Source organism: Pseudomonas sp., assembly GCF_028293835.1.
Taxonomy (GTDB): Bacteria; Pseudomonadota; Gammaproteobacteria; order Pseudomonadales; family Pseudomonadaceae; genus Aquipseudomonas.
In genome coordinates this window covers 82,401-105,467 of record NZ_JAQGNX010000098.1, presented here as the reverse complement: position 1 = coordinate 105,467, position 23,067 = coordinate 82,401, and the positions used below count along the sequence as shown (strand labels likewise).

Genomic DNA, 23,067 nt, shown 5'->3' with positions numbered 1-23,067 from the left:
GCTCGTTGGTCGAGCGCAGCGCCCGCCGCTTGTGAGCTTATCGCCGTGAAACCATTACCTCTCGTCAGCATCGTCATCCCAGCCTACAACCCACGGTTTTTTCAGCGAACGCTGCACAGTGCGCTGAATCAGACCTACACGAACTACGAGATTGTAATTTGCGACGATTGCCGCACTGAAGAGATCAAGGAGGTTGTCGACTCTTTTGCCGGTCTTAGCATCCTGCCAATTCGATACATCAAGAATCCGCAGCGCTTGGGCTTCGTTGCTAACCTCCTTAAATGCCTGGGAGAAGCCAGAGGCGAATTCATTAAGTTTTTATGTGACGATGACCAGTTGTTGCCGGTGTGTATTGAGACGCAAGTGGATGGATTCACCACGTACGACAATATCGCGCTGGTTCTCGGTCAACGTTACTTTTGGGATGCCGATGATGTTCAGCTCCCAGATCGCATTGAAAACATACCGCTCTCTTACAGCAGTAGCGTTTTCAAAGGCGAGGACATGCTCGGAATCATCCAAGACTTCCCCTACAATTTTTTGGGTGGTTTAAGCAGTGCCCTGATGCGTCGCTCTTCGGTTCAGGAATACTTGCCGGCCTTATCAGAAGGCAGTCTGGGTTTTGTCGCATTGCTCGATTTGATGCTGTTCAGTTGCCTGATGCGCCGCGGTAACTTGCTGGCACTCAACAACGTTCTAATCATTGAGCGCCTTCATTCCGACCGTCTGAGCCGACAGCAGGTAATGATCGATGCGATGTGCGACGAAGTTCCCCTGGCGATTGAACTGCTTGAGGCACGAAGCGGTGAGCCCGCGCCAGCCAAAGGATGGGTTCGCTATGTGCCGTTGGTGTCGGCCCGGGATTTTCCACTTCAGTGGAAAGAGCATGGCCTGTCGCGCGCGCTCGTCACTCTTCAGTCGCGTTTGTGGTCAAATGTCGGCCTCGCCAGCCAAAGCTTTTCAGAGTTCTACGCCCAATGGTTGGGATGCAAAACGATATCCGCAGGGCAGCGTCGGCTACTGCCAATCGCTTTGTCGCATTGGTCACGACACCCGAAAATCGTACCCATCATTATTGATGAACTTAATGCCAGTGCAAGCATGTCCATCACCTTGCAGAGTATTGCCGGGCAGCTTTATCCGCCAGAACTGGTCATAGTGCTATCAAAAAGCTGCACCGAGACAACGCTGGAAGACAATGTGTTTACGCTGCCGCTGCAAGGGGACGTGTTCTCACAAATCAACCAATTGTTGTCGCAGCTTGATGGCGCCCAATGGTTCTATCTGCTGCGGGCGGGTGACCGGTTGGTCGAGTCGGCGCTGTTGATGTTGGCCGAGCGCGCAGTGAAGTTCGATGAAGTACGGTGCATCTATGGTGACGAGGGTGCCCTACGCGACGGCGAATCCACTGAGCCGGTATTTAAACCTGATTTCAACCTCGATTTTCTGCGCAGTTACCCCTACGTCGGGCGCAACCTGGCGTTCCATCGTGAAAGTTGTCTGGCTCTGGGTGGATTCGATTCGTGCTACGGCGAACTCGCGCCCCATGACTTACTGTGGCGCCTGTTTGAAAGCCAAGGCGAACGCGCTGTTCTGCATATTGCAGATGTGATGGTGGAGTCGCAGCTAACGTATTCTCAATGGCTTTCGCTGCCAGAAGTCGTCGAGCAGAACCCTCAAGTGGTTGGCGCGCATTTAGACCGTCTGGGTATCACTCACGCTATCCAGCCGGGCATACAGCTCAAGGTCAATCAGATCACGTATGTGCATTCTGAGCGCCCGCTCGTGTCGATTATTATCACCCATAAGGATCAATTGGCCGCGCTGCAACGTTGTACTGAATCACTGCTGGAGAAGACAGCCTACAATCATTTCGAAGTGATAGTTGTCGATAACGGTAGTGTCAGCGCTGAGGCCCGCGAGTGGTTAAGTGGTATGGCTGAGCTGTCCATCGACCGATTGCGCATTCTGCATCACCCCGCGGCAGCCGGTATGGCGACATTGCGCAACGTCGGTGCCGCACACGCACGCGGTACTTACCTGCTGATGCTCAGCCCTTACACGGTTGTTACGCATTCAGATTGGTTGGATAAGTTGCTTAACCATGCACAGCGTCCTGAAGTCGGTGTGGTTGGCGCCAAGGTGTTCAATGCCCAAGGCCTGATATTGCACGCCGGTGTGATTCTGGGCATGGAGGGCACCGCAGGCTTTCCGTTCTACGGCGAGAACATGAACGCAGCCGGCTACATGCATCGATTGCAGGTGGCCCAGGATTTAAGCGCGGTAGCCGGCGATTGCATGCTGGTGCGCAGAGAGTTGTTCGAGGCCATCAGTGGATTTGATGACATCGTCTTCAGCCAGGCATTTGATGAAGTGGATTTCTGTCTTCGGGTGCGCCAGGCAGGCTATCTTGTCGTGTGGGCGCCCGACGCCAAAATAGCTATCGGCGAAAAGCGAGCCACGCATCAGGATGAGTCCCAGAGGCAGCGACAAGCTGTCGAGCAAGATATTCTTTTTGATCGTTGGCTTCCGATGCTTGCGTGTGACCCGGCTTATAACAAAAACCTCGCGCTTAACGGCTGCAGTTATCGCTTGGAACCTGGCCTGCTTACGGGATGGAGTCCCTACTCCAGTGAACATCTACCGAAGATGCTGATATTGCCGATCAATTCTTCAGCAGTTGGCCATTACCGAATGACTCAGCCTTTCCTTGAGTTAGAAGCAGTCGCCAGGGTGGTCGGGCAAATAAACTATGGATGGCCCACGGTCATTGAAGTTGAACGCCAATCTCCGGACATCGTGGTTTTTCAAGGGCGATATTTCGAAGGCGGCGTCAACCAGATCGCGCTTGCAAAAAAACATTCCAATGCGCGGCGCATTTACGAACTGGACGATAACGTTATCGAAGTTCCCGTCAAAAACGGGCATATGCGCAACGCCCCCGCCCACCACCACATGGTCGATTTGCTGAAGCGCGGTATTTCCAACTGCGACCGGGTTGTGGTTTCAACCGAGTCCTTGGGTAATGTCCTGGCGCCGATGCACACTGACATTCGGGTAGTGCCCAATATGCTGGCACCGCATTTGTGGCAGCACTTACGCAGTCAGCGCCGGACGTCAAAAAAACCGCGAATTGGTTGGGGAGGGGGAACCAGTCATACCGGCGATTTGGAAGTTATCGCGGACGTTGTGCGGGAATTGGCCCATGAGGTCGAATGGGTGTTTTTTGGCATGTGCCCGAAAGCTCTGCGCCCCTATTTACATGAGTTCCATCCGGTAATTGACCTGGATGCATACCCTGCAAAGCTGGCAAGTCTGAATCTGGATCTGGCACTCGCGCCATTGGAATTTCATATTTTCAATGACTGTAAGAGCAACCTGCGTTTATTAGAGTACGGCGCTTGCGGCTTTCCAGTCATTTGTACAAATACCGAGGCCTATCAAGGCTACATGCCTTGCACCCGAGTCATGACCAACACCGCTGATGAATGGCTGCAGGCGATTCGCATGCATTTGGCGGATCCCGATGCGAGCTACCGTATGGGGGACGAACTGCGTGAGGTGGTCATGCGTGATTACATGTTGCGCGGCGATAATCTTCAGCACTGGGTTACTGGCTGGCTTGCAGACTGACGCGTCAGGTCGATAAATACCCACCAGCTCGGGCAATCCGAGCTGGCACGCTTCCTGCTCAACCCCCTCTATATCGCCAAAAAAAAATCGTTTATTTCTGGCGCGAGCAACCGACCCTGGTTGTCCACTTCAAGCGAAATATTCGTGTGCGTTAAATCGCAATGTCACTCATCATTTTTGATACGCAGGTTGTGGGGAAATTATGCAAAGCAAGCAAAATCCTGATCGTTCCATGCCGTTAACCGAGCGGCTTACGCTGGTGCTGATAACTCACAATCGCCCGGCTTTCTTACAGCGAGCCTTGCAGTATTACAGTGATTTTCCTTGTACCGTGCTGGTGCTCGACTCGTCATCAGTTGCCGATAAAGCAATTGAAGAACGTTTTCCCCGGGTGAAGTACCACCACCTTCCACAGTTTGCCTATACGGGGCTGAGCGCAAAGCTGGCTCATGGTCTGTCCCTGGTCACCACTGCCTATATGCTGTTCGCGGCCGATGATGATTTCATCTTGCATGGCGCCATCACTGAGTCTGTGGAGTTCCTCGAAAAAACTCCGGATTACGGCGTGTGTTACGGCTACAGTTTGATGTATCAAGTCAGCGACAACAGCGTGCAATATTACCGCCGTGATAAAAAAGGACAGGAGGATTTTTCATCTGACCGTCCCGAGCAGCGTGTGCACGATTTTTTCAGCCACTACATCCCTCCGTTCTATTCGGTTACGCGCACAGAGCTACTTCGCAAATGGTTTGACGTTGCGCCCAAAGACATCAATTTTGAATGGAGCGAGATTGGCCACGCCTACTATCTATTTATCTCAGCCAAGGCGCGGATTCTTCCCATTCCGTATAGCGTGCGCGAAAAAAATTACCAGGTGTCCCAGCGCAACAGTGACGTGCGCTGGGTGCTGAATCCTACTGACGTCAAGAGAAAGGCAGAACGTGAACATTACGCCGAGTTCTTTGCAGGTTTGTCCACGACCATAACCGGTTTGGATTTGGAGCAGATCAAGCAAGGGGTATTGGAAAGTTTCGACGTTATGCTCGACAGTTTATTAAAAGGCAATGCACTGGCGGTAGAGCCTATCTTCAAGTCTGATTGGACCAGTCCGCTCAGTGGGCCGCAACGGCGATTCGGTCCTTCACAGTACGTTGAGATGCCTTTCTATAATCAAGTTTTCTTTGATCAATTGACCGACATCGAGTTTCTTCTGCATGCGATGCCAGCGGGCCGTCTGCAGCTGGAATTGCTCGAAGGCGTGTGGGTCCGACAGGAGCAGGCGTTACTGACCCACGACACGGACAGTACCAAAACAATCACCGGGAGACTGTGGCCTGCGATGGACCGTAGTCCTTTCAACAAGGAAGTCGTTAACCGTCTGGCGCATAACCTGAAGCTTTTGGATGAGCGAGAAGAGTCCAAAGCATTGTTCGATTGGGAGCGCCGTCTGGAGGCGGTGTCGGTTGAAAACAGGGGCGTCCAGCTAGGGCAGATGCCTTCCGGTCGTCTACTTGGCTGGTTGCAAGCACGTTCGCCAAGCGCTGACGAAGCGGGTGTGATTGCGGAGCATCTGGCAGCGCACGCCGACGGGCCCCAGTTTTGCCTCCTGCTGTTGAACCTGGACAACGACAACAACAAACTGCAGATAACCCTCGACAGTCTGATGGAAAGCTCGTTTAGAGCGTTCAAGATAGTGGTATTCACTACCGGTACACCCGCAACGAATACGTCTGCCCAGGACATGTTGCATTTTATCAAAGTGTCCCCGGACAACTACGTTGATAAGCTCAATCAAGTCGCTCGACAAACCCCTTGCGATTGGTTGCTCCTGGCCAACGGCGGTGATGAATTCACTGCGAGCGGTTTATTGCTGGCGAGCCTGGAATTGTTGGCTGCGCCCGAATGTCGGGCGGTGTTTGCCGACGAGATTCAACGCACGCCTAATGGTGCGCTGGTTGATGTGTTTCGCCCCGGTTTCAACCTTGATCTACTGCAAGGTCTGCCCGCATTGATGTCACGGCATTGGTTAATCCGTAAAGACGTGTTTGTCGGAGTAGGTGGGTATTCTCCTGACTTTAGCAAGGCGCTGGAGTTTGATTTGCTGCTACGGATTATTGAACGCGGCGGCATGGCGTGGTTGGCCCATTTGGATGAGCCGTTACTGATCTGCGAAGAGACCGCGATAGAAGAAAATAACCAAGAGCGTATGGCGTTGAGCCGCCATCTGACGAGCCGCGGTTATAAGGGGCATGTTAATGCGATGCTGCCCGGGGCCTATCAAATTGACTACCGTCACGTAGCGCGCCCTTCGGTATCAATTGTCGTACGCAGCCACAATAATCTTGATTCACTAAAGCGTTGTGTGGCCAGCGTCTTGTTGAAGACCCGCTACAGGCACTATGACGTGCTTGTCGTTGATGACCAGAGCACCGATACCGAGACAGTCACGTGGTTGGCGCTTCAGGAATATCAAGGCAGCCGTACGCGTGTGGTACGCAATACACAGGGTCTCAATGCGTCAGCCCTGCTCAATCAGGCTTGCCGCCAGGCCAAGGGCGAATACCTTCTGCTGTTGGCAGATGACAGCGAAATTGTGAGCCCGAACTGGGTCGAACTATTGCTGAACCAGGCCCAACGTCCAGAAGTCGGCGTGGTCGGCGCCAAGCTAATGGCAAGTGATGGAACCATCACCCAGGCCGGATTGATCCTCGGCTTGAACGGCGGCGTCGGCTCGGCGTTTGTTGGTGAGAAGAAAGACGCCAAGGGCTACATGCATCGCCTGGTGCTGGAGCAAAACTATTCCGCCGTGTCGGCGGCCTGCCTGATGGTCCGCAAAGAATTGTTCGACGCGGTCGGTGGCCTGGACGAAATTGATTTCACCGAGGCTTACAGCGACGTTGATCTGTGCCTGAAAATCGGACAGAACGGTTACATGACAGTTTGGACGCCGCAGGTGGAGATCATTCACCCAGGCAGCATGCCGCACTCTGACGCTGCGCTTGAGACGCTGCGCACGAAGTGGAGTGCTCAGTTTGCTCACGACCCAGCCTACAACAGCAACCTGTCCCTGACAGGCAAGGGGTTTACCTTAGGCACCCCGTCCAGTGTGAACTGGTCGGCGCTGGTCGGCTAAGTCAGGCTCAGGCACAAGGACCCACGGCATGTTCAACGGCAAATCGATTTTCATTTCAGGCGGCACCGGCTCGTTCGGGCGTAATTTTATCCGCCGCTTGCTTGAGCAGTATCAGCCCAAGCGCGTCGTGGTGTTTTCACGGGACGAGCTCAAGCAATATGAAATGCAGCAGACGTTTAACGCGCCGTGCATGCGTTATTTTCTCGGCGATGTGCGTGATGCCGAGCGTTTGCGGGTGGCGATGCGTGGAATCGATTACGTGGTGCATGCCGCAGCCCTGAAGCAGGTGCCAGCGGCGGAATACAACCCGACGGAGTTCATTCGGACCAACGTCAATGGCGCGGAGAATATTATTGCCGCCGCCATCGACAACGGTGTGAAGAAGGTGATCGCCTTGTCCACCGACAAGGCCGCCAGCCCGATCAATCTGTACGGCGCAACCAAGCTGCTGTCGGACAAATTGTTCGTCGCGGCCAATAATATTGCCGGCGATCAATCCACGCGTTTCTCGGTGGTTCGCTACGGCAACGTGGCGGGTTCCCGTGGGTCGGTGGTGCCGTTTTTCAGCAAGCTCATCAGCGAAGGTGCCCGGGAATTACCCATCACTGACGTACGCATGACGCGCTTCTGGATCACCCTCGATCATGGTGTGCAGTTTGTGCTCGACAGCTTTGCCCGGATGCACGGCGGCGAAGTGTTCGTGCCCAAAATTCCGTCAATCCGCATTGTTGACTTGGCCAAAGGCATGGCGGCGCATTTACCGCACAAACACGTCGGAATTCGGCCGGGGGAAAAACTCCATGAGTTGATGGTTCCCCTGGACGACGCGCGCATGACCATCGAATTCAAGGACCACTACACCATTCAACCATCGATTCGCTTCACCAGCGTGGACGTCGACTTCGCCGTTGACGGCTTGGGTGAGCGTGGCGAGGCGGTGGACGAGAATTTTGAATACCGCTCTGACAATAACCCCGAATTTTTAACCATGGGCCAGATCTCGGCGTTGCATGACGAGCCGCAGGCCAGACAATCGGTCGAGCTGCTGGTATGACTCCGTTTTCGATTCCTTATGGGCGACAGAACATCGACCAAACGGACATCGACGCGGTAGTGGCGATTCTCAAATCGCCATGGCTGACCCAGGGTCCGACCATCGAGCGCTTTGAAGCGGCGCTGGCTGAGCGTTGCGAAGCCGATTTTGCGGTTGCGGTGTGCAACGCCACGGCGGCGTTGCACATCGCCTGTCTGGCTGCGGGGCTGGGGGCGGGTGATTGGTTATGGACCACGCCAAACACCTTCGTCGCGTCAGCTAATTGCGGACGCTATTGTGGGGCTGAGGTCGATTTCGTCGACATCAATCCGCTGACCTGGAACCTTGATGCCGGTGCGCTGGCTACAAAGCTGGAGGTCGCGCAGGCTGTTGGACGCCTGCCGAAAGTGCTGGTAGCGGTGGCGTTCTCCGGTCAAAGTTGCGACCTGCAAGCGATCGCTGCGTTGTCTGAGCGTTACGGGTTTACGGTGATTGAAGACGCCTCTCACGCGGTGGGCGCGAGTTATCTGGGTCGTCCAGTGGGCTGCGGCAGCCATGCGGCGATGACGGTGTTCAGCTTTCACCCGGTGAAGATTATTACTTCGGGCGAAGGCGGTATGGTATTGACCAATCAGCCGGAGCTTGCCGAGCGTTTACGTCGTTTGCGCAGCCATGGCATCACCAGCGATCCGGCGCAGATGTCGGTGCCCGATGAGGGGCTCTGGTACTACCAGCAACTGGAGCTGGGCTTCAATTATCGAATGACTGATCTGCACGCCGCTTTAGGGCTGTCGCAAATCGCCAGGCTTGACGGCTTTATCGCACGGCGGCGTCAGTTGGCCGCTCGGTATGAGCAGCTGTTGGCGGAGCTTCCGCTGCAGTTGCCCAGCGTCCAGGATGGCGCAACATCGGCGTGGCATTTGTACGTGGTCAGGGTGCATTTCGGTCAGCTCAAGCTAAGTCAGCGCGAGCTGTTCGACGGGCTGCGGGCAGCCGGAATTGGCGTGAATCTGCATTATATTCCGGTGCACCTGCAGCCGTATTATCGCGAGTATGGGTTTACCAAGGGTGATTACCCTGAAGCCGAGCGTTACTTTAGCGAGGCGGTGACCTTGCCGTTGTTTCCGGATCTCACGGATGAGCAGCAAGATTATGTGGTCGAACAACTGCGCAGGTTGATCGGCTAAGCGCTTAGCGGCGACCCATTGATTGAGAGTCATGTATGCGTGAATTAAGCGAGCAGGAGCAGTTCTGGCAGGGTGATTTCGGTAACCAATACGCGGGGCGGAATCAGGGCCAGCCGCTGATCGCTGCCAACCTGGCGTTCTTTGCTAAAGCCTTGGCGCGTACCTCACGGCTCGACAGCGTGCTGGAGCTGGGCACCAACACCGGTAATAACCTGCGGGCGCTACGTCAATTGTTGCCCGGCTGTGCTCTGCACGGTGTCGAAATCAATGCTCAAGCACAGGCTTATGTGCAAGCGCTTGAGATCGCCGAAGTCTGGCACGGCTCGCTGTTCGATTACCCGCAGCAACGGACCTTCGATTTAACATTGAGCAAGGGTGTGCTGATTCATTTGGCCCCTGAGTTACTGCCGGCGGCTTATGCGCAACTCTATGCCCTGAGCCAGCGCTATATCTTGATTTGCGAGTACTACAATCCGACACCGGTAGAGGTGTCTTATCGCGGTAACCTCGGTAAATTATCCAAGCGCGATTTCGCCGGGGAGATGCTGGATCGCTACAGCGATTTACAACTGCTGGACTACGGCTTCAGCTACCACCGCGATCACCTGTTTCCAGTGGACGACATCAATTGGTTTTTGCTGGAAAAACGTCCGTGACAGCGGTCGCGATTATTCCGGCCCGGGGCGGCAGCAAGCGAATTGCACGCAAGAACCTCAAGCTGTTCAACGGCGAGCCGATGATTGCCTGGTCTATCCGCGCGGCGCTGAAGTGCGGACTGTTCGCTCAGGTGGTGGTCAGTACCGATGACGAAGAAATCGCCTCGGTGGCCAAGGCGTATGGAGCTTTGGTCCCCTTCATGCGTCCGGCGCATCTGGCCGATGATTTCACTGGAACAGCAGCAGTGGTCGCTCATGCACTGACGACACTGCAAGAGCAAGGTCAGCGCTTCGACTACGCGTGCTGTATCTATGCCACCGCACCGCTGCTACAAATTCGATACCTGCACGAAGGGCTGAGCCTCCTTGAACAGCATGCCGAGAAGTCTTTCGCCTTTTCAGTGTGCACATTTGCCTTTGCCGTGCAGCGGGCCTTGGTTCTGAGTGAGCAGGGCGCTTTGCAACCGATGTATCCGCAGTACCGTGAAAGCCGCTCCCAGGATCTGCCGGTTGCCTACCAGGATGCCGGACAGTTTTATTGGGGCCACAGCGAGGCATGGTTACGGGGGGATGCGTTGTTCTCCCGGCAGAGTATGCCGGTCATCCTGCCGCGGTATCTGGTTCAGGACATCGACAACCAGGACGACTGGACTCGTGCCGAGTATTTGTATGCCGCACTGCAAGCTGGCGGAGAACTGGAGCCGTGAACGTTCTGATCCGGGCTGACGCGTCCCACGCCATTGGCAGTGGGCATGTAACCCGCTGCCTGACGCTGGCTAATGTATTGCGTGACAGTGCCGTGGAGGTCAGCTTTGCCTGTCGCTTATTGCCGGGGCATTTGCTTGAGCGTCTAAACGCCCAGGGTTGGACGACCTATACCTTACCCGCCGTTTATGCTGAGCAAAGCGATCTCGGGCAGGACATACACGCCGCCTTGCCGTGGCAGGCCGACATCACCGCTCTGCAAGCAGTGTTACCGCAAGATCGGGTTTTCGACTGGATCATCGTTGATCACTACGGCCTTGATCAGCATTGGCAGACCGCCGCAAGACAGTGGGCCTCAAAGATTGCCGCCATCGACGACCTGGCCAACCGTCCCCATGCCGTCGATCTGCTGCTTGATCAGAATTTTAGCGGCACACCCGAGGCCTACGCGCCGTGGGTGAACCCCGACTGCCGCACCTTGTTTGGCCCGCGCTTTGCGATGATTCGTGACGAATTCAAGCGCGATCCACTGGGCGGCTCACTTCGCTGCCAGTTGCCCGGGCAGGCCCAAGTGCGCAGGGTGTTGGTGAACTTTGGCGGCTTTGATGCAGCGGGGGAAACCTGGAAAGCCATGTTGGCGCTGGACGCGTTTGCCGAGCTTGAAGTCGATTTCGTCGCGGGCACCGGCAATCCGTACTGGGCACAGTTGCAAGCCATGGCCAGCGGTCGCCCCAAGTGGCGCGTGCAGGCTCACACTGAACACTTTGCCGAATTGATGGCGCAGGCCGACTTGTTTATCGGGGCGGGCGGCGGCACCAGTTGGGAGCGCGCAGCACTAGGCTTGCCGACGATATGTATCGCAGTGGCCGCCAATCAGCAGGCCAACGCCGAAACCCTGGCCGCGATTGGCGCGCATTTGTATTTGGGGCCACGGGAAAGCGTCTCCATCGCGATGATGCAGCAGGCCATCGCTGTGCTGGTGGCGAACCAGGGGTTGCGGCAAAGCTTTGCCGAGCACTCGCATCGCTTGGTCGATGGACTGGGCGCCAAGCGGGTCGCCGCAGCGTTGCAAGGCGAGTACCTGCGGCTGCGTCTGGCGACTTTGGCCGATGCTCGCTTGCTGTTCGACGGGCGCAACGCACAGGCTGTGCGCCGTGTGTCCGTGCAGTCTCAGCCTATCGGCTGGGCTGATCATTTGACCTGGCTGGCCGTTACGCTTGCTGATGACCAGCGCCTATTGTTGATTGCTGAAGCGGGTGATGGTCCCGTAGGTGTTTTGCGTTATGACCTGTCTGGTAGCCGGGCCGATGTGTCGCTCTATTTGCTCGAAGGACGATTCGGCTTGGGGTGGGGCAGGGCGCTGTTGCGTAAAGGCGAGCAATTCGTCAAAGCGTGCTGGCCACAGTTGTATGCATTGAACGCTATCGTGCTGCCTGATAATCAGGCCTCGATCAATTTGTTTCGAGAGGCGGGCTATGTTCAAGCCGATTGCCGCTTCGAGCGTGCGCTAAAGGATCATCCGGATGACTAGCTTCAAGATTGGCCAGCGCTCGATTGGCACCGGATCGGCGCCCTTTATCATTGCCGAGATGAGCGGCAACCATAACCAGTCGCTGGAGGTTGCGCTGCAGATCGTCGAGGCCGCAGCCAAGGCCGGCGCCCACGCGCTGAAATTGCAGACCTATACCGCCGATACCATGACCCTGGACTTAGATCATGGTGAGTTCTTTATCAAGGATCCTGACAGCCTGTGGACGGGTTCGTCGCTGTATGCGCTGTACGAAAAAGCCCATACGCCCTGGGAATGGCACGCGCCGATTTTTGCCCGGGCTAAAGCGCTGGGGATGCTGGCGTTCTCCACGCCATTTGATGAAAGCGCGGTGGATTTTCTGGAAAGTCTGGACGTGCCGGCCTACAAAATCGCCAGTTTCGAAAACACCGATTTACCTTTGATTCGTCTGGTGGCCGCTACCGGTAAGCCGATGATCATGTCCACCGGTATGGCCAGCGTCGCCGAACTGGACGACAGCGTTCGAGCAGCGCGGGCGGCAGGCTGTAAAAATCTGGTCCTGCTCAAGTGCACCAGCACCTATCCCGCGTCCCCTGTGAACAGCCACTTGCGGACCATTCCCCATCTGCGGGAGTTGTTCGGTTGTGAGGTGGGCCTGTCTGACCATTCCATGGGTGTGGGTGTTTCCGTGGCCGCCGTGGCGCTTGGGGCCACGGTCATTGAAAAGCATTTCACTCTGGACCGCTCTGCAGGGGGTGTAGATTCAAGTTTCTCCCTTGAGCCGGCTGAGCTGGCGAGCCTGGTCATTGAAACCGAGCGTGCCTGGCAGGCCCTGGGCCACGTGCACTACGGCGTGACGGACGCGGAGCGCAAATCGCTGGTTTATCGGCGGTCGCTGTACGTCACCAAAGATATGGCTGCGGGTGAGATTTTCAGTCCGGATAACATTCGGGCCATTCGCCCTGGCCTGGGATTGGCCCCAAAGCATATTGATGCGGTGACCGGCAGACATGCACGCGAGCCGTTGCAGCGTGGCACGCCATTGGGCTGGTCGATGGTCCAATAACCACTTCTGTCAATCATTCGGCAAAATAGCGTGACCTATGAGTCATAACGCGCATCTTCACTGTATTGTATTGACCGGGGATGACGGCGCCTGGCTCCTGTAAGGGTCCGGTGATAGCCTTTTACTCTCTCTCGTTGTCGCTCCGTATGGACGGCATAAAATCCCTGTGTGCAGGCACCCTCGCTTTTTGAGACGGTGTCGTGCAGCAACTCATGATTGGGAAGCCATAATGATTGGCATAAAAAGCATAGCGAGTTACGTGCCCTTGGCTGGCGTCGATAACTACGCACAAGGTGCCAGGTTCGACAAGAACGAAGATTTTATTCTCGGCAAGATCGGCTCTGCGTTTCTGCCGCGCAAAGGCGCTGAGCAGGAAACCTCGGACCTGTGCGTGGAAGCGGTGAATGCACTGTTCGCCAATAACCCGGACCTCAAGCGCGACTCCATTGATGTGCTGATCGTCGTGACACAAAACGGTGATGAAGAAGGCCTGCCACACACGGCGGCCATCGTTCAGGACAAGCTGGGCTTGCCTACCACCGTGGCGGCCTTTGATATTTCTCTGGGCTGCTCCGGGTACGTCTACGGCATTTATGCGATCAAGGGCTTCATGGAGGCCACCGGCCTGAAGAACGGCCTGTTGGTCACTGCTGACCCGTATTCGAAAATCGTCGACCCGGATGACCGCAACACCACCATGCTCTTTGGTGATGCCGCCACCGCCACCTGGATGGGCGAGGACGCGCCGTGGCAGTTGGGCAAAGCCAAATTCGGCACCGATGGCTCAGGTGCGCCGCACTTGAAAGTCACCGACGGCGTGTTCTTCATGAACGGTCGTCAGGTATTCAACTTTGCCTTGGTAAAGGTCCCGGCGCATTTGCACGAACTGCTGGATGACGCTGGTCTTAACGGCAGCGACATCGACGCCTACTGCATTCACCAGGGCAGCGCGGCGATTGTCGACGCCGTGGCGCGGCGCTTTGAGGGCGAGCCGGAAAAATTCATCAAGGACATGCTCGAGACGGGTAACACCGTATCGTCAAGCATTCCGCTGTTGCTGGAAAAACATGTACTGGGTTCGAGCTGGAAGCGCGTGGCAATAAGCGGTTTCGGGGTCGGCTTGTCGTGGGGATCGGCCATTCTTCATCGTCCGTAAGCACGAGACAGTCAATAGCGCTTGGGGTGAGCACACCTTAAGCGCTATTTTTTTGCGCAGCCTTAAGCGGGACACTATGAGCAGCGAGCCAGCATGAGCGAACCTTTTCAGCTAAATGCCGCAACCCTTCAGGGCCGCTGGCCAGTGCTTGTGTCACGATTGCTGGCTGAAGACAGCGACGCGTCACAGGTTGAGTGGGTGCAAGGGCTGAAATCGACCTTGAGCAGCGCGGGTATTCAACTGACCAGCCGTCATGATCGTGTAGCCGAGGCGCGTCTGCAGGCGGCCACTTTGCCGATTGAAAGCCCGGTTTTGCATGTGTACGGCGCAGGGTTGGGCGATTTGCAGCAGGTATTGCTTGAGCGTCCCGGCCTTCAGCATTTGCATGTTCATGTGCTCAATGGCGCGCTGTTCAAGCAAGTGCTGGAGCGGCTGGATCAGTCGGCGTGGCTGAAGGATCCACGTGTCGAGCTGTGCTACGCCGCAGACTGGGCAGACATTCAGTTTCCCTTCTTCGCACTGCCCGCCGAGCTTGAGTTAGCGGATGAGCTGAACGCCAAAATCCGCGATCGGCTAATCAGCGAAGTGCACCTGAGCTTCAATAATCTGCATTTTGATCCGCAGTCGCCGGAGATTCTTCAGCGGTTACAGGGCAATCTTGAGCGTGTCCGAGGCGATGCGGATATAGCTGAGTTGTTTGGTACGCAAGCGGGCCGGAGTGTTTATGTGATCGGCACCGGGCCGACCCTGGAGCAGCACTTCACACAATTATCGGCCATACGCGCGCAGTCACCACGGCCATTGTTTATCAGCGTCGATACGGCGTACCGGCCATTGCTGGAGCACGGCATCAAGCCGGATCTGGTGGTCACCGTTGATAAAAACATCAGCGTTCGGCACTTGCCGCTGACGGATTCCGACCTGCCGCTGGTGTACGTACCCATGAGCGACCCGACTGTGTTGGCTGGCTGGAGGGGTAAACGTTACGCCGCTTATTCGGCCAGCCCGATATACGCAGCGCTGCGTCAGCAAATCAGCAAGGCGCAACTCCATGTTGGCGGCAGTGTGATGCACCCGGCAGTGGATCTGGCGGTGAAAATGGGCGCCGCGCAGATCACGTTGTTCGGTGCCGATTTCGCTTTCCCCATGAATAAAACCCATGCGGGCTGGAACGACGGCGACCTGGGGCCCGGCGCCCAATTGGCCAGGCATTGGGTGCTTGACGGTCATGGGCAGCGGGTCAAGACACAGCTTAATTTCCGTGGCTATTTGACCGTGCTGGAGCGTTACATTGCCCAGCAGCCACAGGTGCGTTTTCTTAACAGCAGTCGAGCCGGCGCGATGATCGCCGGCACCGGCTATGACCCGGAGTTTTGCCAATGAACGCCGCGCCTGAACTCCTCCAGACGGCGCGCCACTGCGCGGGGCTGTTCCGGTTGGGACGAGACGTCGAAGCGGCGCTGCACATGGTGGAGTTGTTCACCGTGCTCATGCCGCTGTTCTTCGAAGAAACCCCTGAAGTGCAACAGCAATGGTTACGCCTGTTGACCTCGATGTTGACCTGTCAGGAGGGCCGCGATGTATTGGGTTTGGCGGATTATCTGGAGTATGAGTTGGTTGAGTTGATGCAAGCTCAAGCGTAAACCAACCACCTACAGAGTGAAATGGCGCCGGGCCCAGGCCCTGATGCTACCTGCCCGATACACCGCCTTCGTCAGCAAGCTGACTTCAATGGTTTATCCGGCTAGAAAAAACTCCTCGTTTACAAAACCGTCGACCAGTACATCTTTCCCGACTTTTTTCGGCATTTTTTTTCACTGATATTTAGCTGAAAAAAAGCCTTTAAATATCGACGCTTATAACTGAAATACCCTACATTTGTCGGATAAGTACTTTTCTTAATATCCAAATAATCTTAAAAACCCCGTTAAAGCCACTTGTTATTTTTCCGATAAACACTTTGTAGGTTTTCAGGGCATGCCGGATGCGACCCGTTTTTGAAAGCCAGCGGTCTTTATCTGTGAGGAATTTCACTATGGCTTTAACCATCAACACCAACACCGCTTCGCTGTCGGTTCAGAACAGCTTGAGCCTAGCCTCGGATGCGGTGAATACCACCATGTCGCGCTTGTCTTCCGGTCTACGTATTAACAGCGCCAAGGACGACGCGGCGGGGATGCAAATTGCCAGTCGGATGACGACTCAAATCAGGGGAATGACCGTCGCCATTAGAAACGCGGGCAATGCCGTCTCCATCGCGCAGACGGTAGAAGGCGCAATGGACAAATCAGCCAGCCAACTGCAAAGGATGCGCGAACTGACCATTCAAGCTCAAAACGGAAACAACGGCCCTAAAGAACGAGTCGCGCTGAATTCCGAATTTGCGCAAAACCTGGCGGAACTCACCCGTGCCTCAAAATCCGTGACCTTTGGCGCTGATTTGAACCTGATGGATGGCAGTGCGGGGACATTGACCTTTCAAGTGGGAGCGAACGCGGGCGAAAACGAAAAAATCAGTCTTTCACTAATGGACGATTTCTCCGCGGAAGCAATGTTCGCAGCGGCTAAAAATGTGGCGGGGGTGCCGGAAGACGCAACCACTACCGGGTCTAAAGCGATTACGGCGGGGGAGTACACTCCCTTCAAAATTGACGGCAGCGGAAGCCGCAAAACCACCGGCGATGAAGTGCTGGAGGCGGCAAAGAAAACCACGCAAGAAGCTTTGGATGTACTGAAGCAAGAGCTGGCCGCGCTGCCAATGCCCGCACCGCCTGTTGCAACGCCCCCGGGCGGCACCGCTCCACCCCCCGATCCAAATGCTGCCGCTTATGACGCAAAAAAGGCGGAAGTAGCGGTTGCTGAAGATGCCTATGACGTAGCGGACAAAGCCCTCAAAGCCGACCTGGCAACCAAGAAGCCGCTGATCGACAAAGCCATCAGTGACAATCTCGATTCAACCCTGCGGGCCATCGACGCTGCCCTGCAGAAAATCAACAGCGCCCGGGCAGATGTAGGTGCGAAGCAAAACCGCTTTATCAGTACCATTTCCAACCTGACTAACATGGTGCAAAACGCCAAAGCTGCTCGGGGTCAGATTCAGGACGTTGATTACGCGGCAGACACCGCCGAGCTCACCAAGCAGCAAATACTGCAGCAGGCCTCCACTGCTATTTTGGCCCAAGCCAACCAACTCCCGGCAGCGATTCTGAAACTGCTGCAATAACCGGCGTGCTTACAACCTGGCGTCCTTATCAGGATGTCAGGCCTCAAAGACTGGGAAAAGATGGCTTCAACCGGCAATGAACGACATGGAAAAACACCCTGGGGCCCCCGTCAACTGTAGGGATGTCAGAGTGGTGGCAATATTTTTTCAAAAAACCCTAAAGCTCCTTGCCATCACGACGATAACCATCATGAAGGTTCTCTAGGCCATTCCCGGCTGTTGCCAGGGCCGGAAGCCGCAATACCCAATCAATGAGGAATTCATCATGTTAGGCGTAAACACAAACGTTGCTTCCCTGGCCGTACAATCCAACCTGAACAAAGCGTCTGACGCACTGACGACTTCGATGACTCGCCTGTCTTCCGGCCTGAAAATCAACAGCGCTAAAGATGACGCTGCCGGCCTGCAGATCGCTACTCGTGAAACCAGCCAGATCCGTGGCCAGACTGTTGCGATCAAAAACGCAAACGACGGTATCTCGATGGCGCAAACCGCTGAAGGCGCGCTGCAAGAATCGACCAACATTCTGCAACGTATGCGTGAACTGTCGGTTCAATCGCGAAACGACAGTAACAGCAGCTCGGACCGTGTGGCTCTGAACGCTGAATTCGGTCAGATGTCTGACGAATTGACGCGTATCTCGCAAAGCACCAACTTGAACGGCAAAAACTTGCTCGACGGTTCGGCTGGCACCATGACCCTGCAGGTAGGCTCGAACACCGGTTCGGCCAACCACATCAGCCTGGTACTGAGCACCAAGTTCGACGCAACCTCATTGGCTGTTGCCAGCGGCACTGTGTCTGTTAGCGGTACTTCGGATACTCAAGCGGTTGCATCGGTTGCAGCTGTTGCTTCTGCTGCTTCGGCTGCTGCCACAACGGGTACTCCAGCGGGCGGCGGTTCAGGCGTAGGCGACCCTGCTTACTCGGCCGCTGTAGCCGCTACACCGAGCACGGCTGCTGTTGCTGCTGTAGCTTCGGTTGCTGCTGTAGCTTCTGCTGCCGGTACCGCTAGCACTAACGTTGACGCTGCGATCACCGCGATCGATGCTGCACTGGCTACCATCAACAGCACTCGTGCCAGCTTGGGTGCTTCGCAGAACCGTCTGACCAGCACCATCAACAACCTGCAAAACGTTAACCAGAACGCTACCGCTGCACTGGGTCGCATTCAGGATACCGACTTCGCAGCTGAAACAGCTAACCTGACCAAACAGCAGACTCTGCAACAGGCTTCCACCGCTGTTCTGGCTCAAGCTAACCAACTGCCTTCCGCTGTACTGAAACTGCTTCAGTAATTTCGGAATGAGTTTTGGCGGGGGAGTGCATCATGTGCTTCCTCGCTTTTTTAGTTTTAAGAGGTGATCGACATGGATATGAGCGCCAAGCTAAACGTGTCTTACCCGGCTCCCGTAGCGGCCAGCACGCCTGCCAGTAAGTCGGTGGCTACCTCAGCTGTCACGCCTGCGGCGAGTAACACGGCAGTGGCCGCGACGCCCGCCAGTAAAGAAGCTGATGCGAATAAACTGAAACTGGCTGTGCAGGAAATGGAAAAGTTTGTTCAGTCGGTCAAGCGCAATCTGGAATTTTCCATCGACGAATCTTCCGGCACTGTGGTGGTGAAAGTCATTGCCAGTGACACCGGCGAAATCGTCAGGCAGCTTCCTTCCGAAGAAGCGCTGAAACTGGCAGACAGTTTGAGCAGCGCAGGTGCGGTGCTTTTCAGCGGTAAAGCGTAAAGCTGGCATGAATCGTGTTGCATAGTTCCGTTGACTACCTAATGGTCAAAAGACAGTCGTAAAGAAAGGAGATGTACTTACATGGCAAGTCCTATTACCGCTAGCACAGGCCTGGGCTCAGGCCTCGATATCGGGTCGATCGTTTCTGCACTGGTCGCGTCTGACACCATTGCCGATACGACGCAAATCAAATCGCAAACCGCTGACGTTACCGCCAAACTCTCTGGCGTTGCTCAGTTAAACAGTGCAATGGCGACCTTCCAGACGGCCCTGGCTAATCTGGGCAACAAGGATACCCCATCGTTTGCCGGTTTTTCTGCAACCTCGTCGACGCCAGCAACCCTGACCACCACCTCTGATAACTCGGCTATTAGTGGTAGCTACAGTATTGCCGTGCAACAACTTGCCACCGGATCAAAAGTTGCCAGTGCTACGTTTTCTGGCGGTGCTTCCAGTGCCATTCCGACTGGGACATTGAACGTCAGTCAAAATGGCACTGTGTATAACGTCAATATTCCGGAAGGGTCAACGCTGCAGTCCACTCGGGATGCGATCAACACCGCCTTGAAAGGCAACGGCATCACCGCCAACATTGTGACTGACGCCAGCGGTTCGCGCCTGGTGTTGGGTTCAACCAATACCGGCGCAGGCACAGATATCAGCACCAGTGGCATTGCAGGCCTGGAAATTGACGGCAGTGCGCTAATGGATGGCACTCCCGGCAGTGCTGGCCACGTTGGGGCGGTTGCCCAGGATGCGAAGTTCACTGTCGATGGCTTGGCAGTGACCAGCGCAAGTAATGTGGTAACCCCTATCAGCGGCATCAGCATGACGCTGCTGGCGGGCGCAGGCGCCACCTCGACTGTGACGGTCGCGACCAACACGTCCGGGCTGCAAACATCACTGCAGACATTTGTAACCGCCTACAACGCGTTGACAAAGGTCCTTAATTCGCTGACTGCGCCAGGTGTCGTCGGGTCGGATGGTACGGTAGGCGATGGCGGGGCGATGGCTGGCGATCCGCTGCCGCGTTCGTTGATCTCGTCGATCCGCAGCGTACTGGTGACTCCGGGGCCGGGCAGTCAGCTGTCGGTGCTTTCCCAGCTGGGCATCCAGACCTCTCAGGTCGACGGAACCCTGACCTTTGACAGCACCAAGTTTACTTCGGCAATGAATGATAAAAACCTGGGTGGCCAAGTTCAGGATTTGTTCACCGGCACGCCCAACGCCGATGGCACGCCTAGCACCAACGGCATGTTGGCGCGTATGACCGCCGTCCTTACGCCCTATACCCAGACCGGGGGCATTCTGTCGACCCGCACCAGCAGCTTGACGTCCCAGCAAAGTGACCTGGCTGATCGACAGACTGCGTTGGACACGCGGACCGCCGATCTGACCACTCAGCTGACAGCAAAATACAACGCAATGGATTTGATTGTCGGCCAGCTGAAGGCGACCGCGACCAGTATTACCGCATTCTTCACATCGTTGAACGCGTCAAAATCAAGCTAGTCGTAGACCCCGAAAAAAGCCCGGCTGCGTTTATCTGCACGCCGGGTTTTTCGTTCCAGGTCTAAAGTTTTTTACCCGTACGTCGATAGCGTGTTATACGAACTTTTGAGATTTGATGAGGTACAACATGAACCCGATGTTAGCGCTACGGCAGTATCAGAAAATCGGCGCGCAAGCCCAGACTTCTGAAGCTAGCCCACACCGTCTGGTGCAAATGCTGATGGAAGGCGGTCTGGATCGTATTGCCCAGGCCAAAGGCGCCATGGAGCGAAAAGACATTCCTGGTAAAGGCACCTTGATCAGCAAGGCCATCGGTATCGTGGGTGGCTTGCGCGAAGGTCTGGACCTGCACAACCGTGCAGAGTTACTGGCTGACCAAGACAACTTGTACGTGTACATGATGGCCCGACTGGCCGAAGCCAACTTAAAGAATGACCCTGCAATCCTCGACGAAGTCAGCGATCTATTGCGTACGGTCAAAGAAGGCTGGGATGCCATCGCGGCTGTTGCGGCGGTCCCGGTCGAGTAGCTTGCTGTTTTGAGGAGAGCACCATGAGTCTTGCGTTGCAGCGTATCGAAGAAACCCGTGCAGCTTTGGTCGGTGCGTTAGCCGAACGTGACTGGGACGCTATCGGTCATTTAGACCTGGCGTGTCGAGCTTGCGTGGAAGACGTGATCAATGAGACCCCACTTCTCGACGAAACGGCGGTGCGCAGCAACCTTGAAGAGCTTCTCACCGTGTATCGCCAGCTATTGGAAGTCGCTACCGGAGAGCGTCAAGCAATAGTTGATGAGATGACGCAGATCCAGCATGCCAAAAATGCGACAAAGGTTTACCATCTGTTCGGCTAAAGCTGGGTGGATCGAAAACAAGTGCGCCATAAATTTGACAGTGTATGGTTTTTTGACTTAACTAGTGATGCCTGACATTTTCTGTCGTCTAATGTGTCGTACGGGCCATAGACGCCAAGCTGCCCCTCATGGGCATTGAGTTGACTAGGGAAGTTGCTATTGCATGTGGCGTGAAATCAAGATTCTTCTGATCGATGACGATAGCCAGCGCCGCCGTGACATGGCGGTTATCTTAAATTTTCTTGGCGAAGAAAATTTATCCTGTTCGAGCCAGGACTGGCAGCAGGTGGTTACTCCTTTGGCGTCAACCCGTGAAGTACTTTGCGTGCTTGTTGGCGCTGTGGCCGCGCCTAGCACCCTTCAAGGACTGCTTAAGACACTCGCTGCATGGGATGAGTTCCTTCCGGTCATGTTAATGGGTGAAAATTCTCCCGTTGACTTGCCCGATGACCTGCGGCGGCGTGTGCTTTCGTCACTGGAGATGCCGCCTAGCTACAGCAAGCTGCTGGATTCCTTGCACCGTGCTCAGGTCTATCGAGAAATGTACGATCAGGCTCGGGAGCGCGGCCGTCATCGTGAACCGAACCTGTTCCGCAGCCTGGTGGGTACCAGTCGCGCGATTCAACATGTTCGGCAAATGATGCAGCAGGTCGCAGACACCGACGCCAGCGTGCTGATTCTCGGCGAGTCCGGTACGGGCAAAGAAGTGGTAGCGCGCAACCTGCACTATCACTCCAAGCGCCGTGACGGACCCTTCGTACCCGTCAACTGTGGGGCAATTCCCGCCGAGCTGCTTGAAAGCGAATTGTTCGGGCATGAGAAGGGCGCGTTCACCGGGGCAATCACCAGCCGTGCCGGGCGCTTTGAGTTAGCCAATGGCGGCACGCTGTTCCTCGACGAAATTGGCGACATGCCGCTGCCCATGCAGGTGAAGCTGCTGCGCGTGTTGCAAGAGCGCACCTTCGAGCGAGTCGGCAGCAACAAGACTCAGAGCGTTGATGTGCGAATCATCGCTGCAACCCATAAGAATCTTGAGCACATGATCGAGATCGGCACGTTCCGTGAGGATCTTTATTACCGTCTCAATGTATTTCCAATCGAAATGGCTCCGCTGCGTGAACGCGTAGAAGACATTCCGTTGCTGATGAACGAATTGATTTCACGCATGGAACACGAAAAGCGTGGCTCGATTCGCTTTAATTCGGCGGCCATCATGTCGCTCTGCCGTCACGGTTGGCCGGGCAACGTTCGCGAATTGGCGAACCTGGTCGAGCGCATGGCGATCATGCATCCGTATGGCGTGATTGGCGTCGTCGAGCTGCCGAAGAAGTTTCGCTACGTCGACGATGAAGATGAGCAATTGGTCGATAGCCTGCGCAGTGATCTGGAAGAGCGTGTCGCTATCAATGGCCATACGCCGAATTTCGCCTCCAGCACGTTGTTGCCCCCTGAAGGCCTGGACCTCAAGGACTATTTGGGTGGGCTCGAGCAGGGCTTGATTCAGCAGGCGCTGGACGATGCCAATGGTATCGTCGCGCGCGCCGCCGAAAGGCTGCGTATTCGCCGCACTACGCTGGTTGAAAAAATGCGGAAGTACGGCATGACCCGTCGTGAGGGCGATGAGCAGGCAGATGATTGACGCCTGATTTTTCAGCCTTTAATT

At 55.5% G+C, this 23,067-nt stretch carries 18 protein-coding genes; all 18 read left to right on the top strand.

Annotated features, from left to right (window positions below; all coding sequences use genetic code 11):
* Positions 1-45 precede the first annotated feature (45 nt).
* The 18 genes from JWR17_RS13750 to JWR17_RS13660 all read left to right on the top strand — a co-directional run bounded on the left by JWR17_RS13750 (position 46) and on the right by JWR17_RS13660 (position 23,043).
* Positions 46-3,633: a glycosyltransferase gene (locus tag JWR17_RS13750; RefSeq protein ID WP_299832320.1), complete on the top strand. Its 3,588-nt coding sequence runs from the start codon at positions 46-48 to the stop codon at positions 3,631-3,633.
* Between the two features lie 202 nt (positions 3,634-3,835).
* A complete protein-coding gene (locus tag JWR17_RS13745; protein ID WP_299832317.1) occupies positions 3,836-6,766 on the top strand; it encodes a glycosyltransferase family 2 protein in 2,931 nt (976 codons plus the stop codon).
* Positions 6,767-6,794: 28 nt separating this feature from the next.
* Positions 6,795-7,820 carry a UDP-N-acetylglucosamine 4,6-dehydratase (inverting) gene (gene pseB / locus JWR17_RS13740; protein WP_299832315.1) on the top strand — a complete coding sequence of 342 codons (1,026 nt, stop codon included), beginning with the start codon at positions 6,795-6,797 and terminating at the stop codon, positions 7,818-7,820.
* Positions 7,817-8,986, top strand: coding sequence for a UDP-4-amino-4,6-dideoxy-N-acetyl-beta-L-altrosamine transaminase (gene pseC, locus JWR17_RS13735; RefSeq protein ID WP_299832314.1), 1,170 nt, complete (start codon positions 7,817-7,819; stop codon positions 8,984-8,986). The genes pseB and pseC overlap by 4 nt, the downstream gene beginning before the upstream one ends.
* A gap of 35 nt (positions 8,987-9,021) precedes the next feature.
* Positions 9,022-9,642 (top strand): pseudaminic acid biosynthesis-associated methylase, encoded by a 621-nt coding sequence (locus JWR17_RS13730; protein WP_299832312.1) that lies wholly within the window; start codon positions 9,022-9,024, stop codon positions 9,640-9,642.
* A complete protein-coding gene (gene pseF, locus JWR17_RS13725; protein WP_299832310.1) occupies positions 9,639-10,349 on the top strand; it encodes a pseudaminic acid cytidylyltransferase in 711 nt (236 codons plus the stop codon). The genes JWR17_RS13730 and pseF overlap by 4 nt, the downstream gene beginning before the upstream one ends.
* On the top strand, positions 10,346-11,878 hold the full coding sequence (gene pseG / locus JWR17_RS13720) for a UDP-2,4-diacetamido-2,4,6-trideoxy-beta-L-altropyranose hydrolase (RefSeq protein WP_299832308.1): 1,533 nt from the start codon (positions 10,346-10,348) through the stop codon (positions 11,876-11,878). The genes pseF and pseG overlap by 4 nt, the downstream gene beginning before the upstream one ends.
* A complete protein-coding gene (gene pseI / locus JWR17_RS13715) occupies positions 11,871-12,923 on the top strand; it encodes a pseudaminic acid synthase (protein WP_299832306.1) in 1,053 nt (350 codons plus the stop codon). The genes pseG and pseI overlap by 8 nt, the downstream gene beginning before the upstream one ends.
* A 229-nt stretch (positions 12,924-13,152) precedes the next feature.
* The gene (locus JWR17_RS13710; RefSeq protein WP_299832304.1) at positions 13,153-14,079 is read left to right on the top strand and encodes a ketoacyl-ACP synthase III; all 927 of its coding nucleotides are present in this window, start codon (positions 13,153-13,155) and stop codon (positions 14,077-14,079) included.
* Positions 14,080-14,172: 93 nt separating this feature from the next.
* Entirely contained in the window at positions 14,173-15,462 is a 1,290-nt protein-coding gene (locus JWR17_RS13705) for a 6-hydroxymethylpterin diphosphokinase MptE-like protein (RefSeq protein ID WP_299832302.1), read from the top strand.
* Complete coding sequence (locus JWR17_RS13700) at positions 15,459-15,722, top strand: hypothetical protein (RefSeq protein WP_299832300.1); 264 nt, start codon at positions 15,459-15,461, stop codon at positions 15,720-15,722. Before JWR17_RS13705 ends, JWR17_RS13700 begins: the two co-directional genes overlap by 4 nt.
* A gap of 392 nt (positions 15,723-16,114) precedes the next feature.
* Entirely contained in the window at positions 16,115-17,302 is a 1,188-nt protein-coding gene (locus tag JWR17_RS13695) for a flagellin (protein WP_299832298.1), read from the top strand.
* A 262-nt stretch (positions 17,303-17,564) separates the two neighbouring features.
* Positions 17,565-18,599, top strand: coding sequence for a flagellin (locus tag JWR17_RS26345; RefSeq protein ID WP_366944154.1), 1,035 nt, complete (start codon positions 17,565-17,567; stop codon positions 18,597-18,599).
* Positions 18,600-18,671: 72 nt separating this feature from the next.
* On the top strand, positions 18,672-19,040 hold the full coding sequence (locus tag JWR17_RS13680) for a flagellar protein FlaG (RefSeq protein ID WP_299832296.1): 369 nt from the start codon (positions 18,672-18,674) through the stop codon (positions 19,038-19,040).
* An 81-nt stretch (positions 19,041-19,121) separates the two neighbouring features.
* Positions 19,122-20,552 carry a flagellar filament capping protein FliD gene (gene fliD, locus JWR17_RS13675; RefSeq protein ID WP_299832294.1) on the top strand — a complete coding sequence of 477 codons (1,431 nt, stop codon included), beginning with the start codon at positions 19,122-19,124 and terminating at the stop codon, positions 20,550-20,552.
* Between the two features lie 127 nt (positions 20,553-20,679).
* On the top strand, positions 20,680-21,081 hold the full coding sequence (fliS, locus tag JWR17_RS13670) for a flagellar export chaperone FliS (RefSeq protein WP_299832292.1): 402 nt from the start codon (positions 20,680-20,682) through the stop codon (positions 21,079-21,081).
* A gap of 23 nt (positions 21,082-21,104) precedes the next feature.
* Positions 21,105-21,404, top strand: coding sequence for a flagellar protein FliT (locus tag JWR17_RS13665; protein ID WP_299832290.1), 300 nt, complete (start codon positions 21,105-21,107; stop codon positions 21,402-21,404).
* 163 nt (positions 21,405-21,567) lie between these two features.
* On the top strand, positions 21,568-23,043 hold the full coding sequence (locus JWR17_RS13660; protein ID WP_299832289.1) for a sigma-54 dependent transcriptional regulator: 1,476 nt from the start codon (positions 21,568-21,570) through the stop codon (positions 23,041-23,043).
* Positions 23,044-23,067 lie beyond the last annotated feature (24 nt).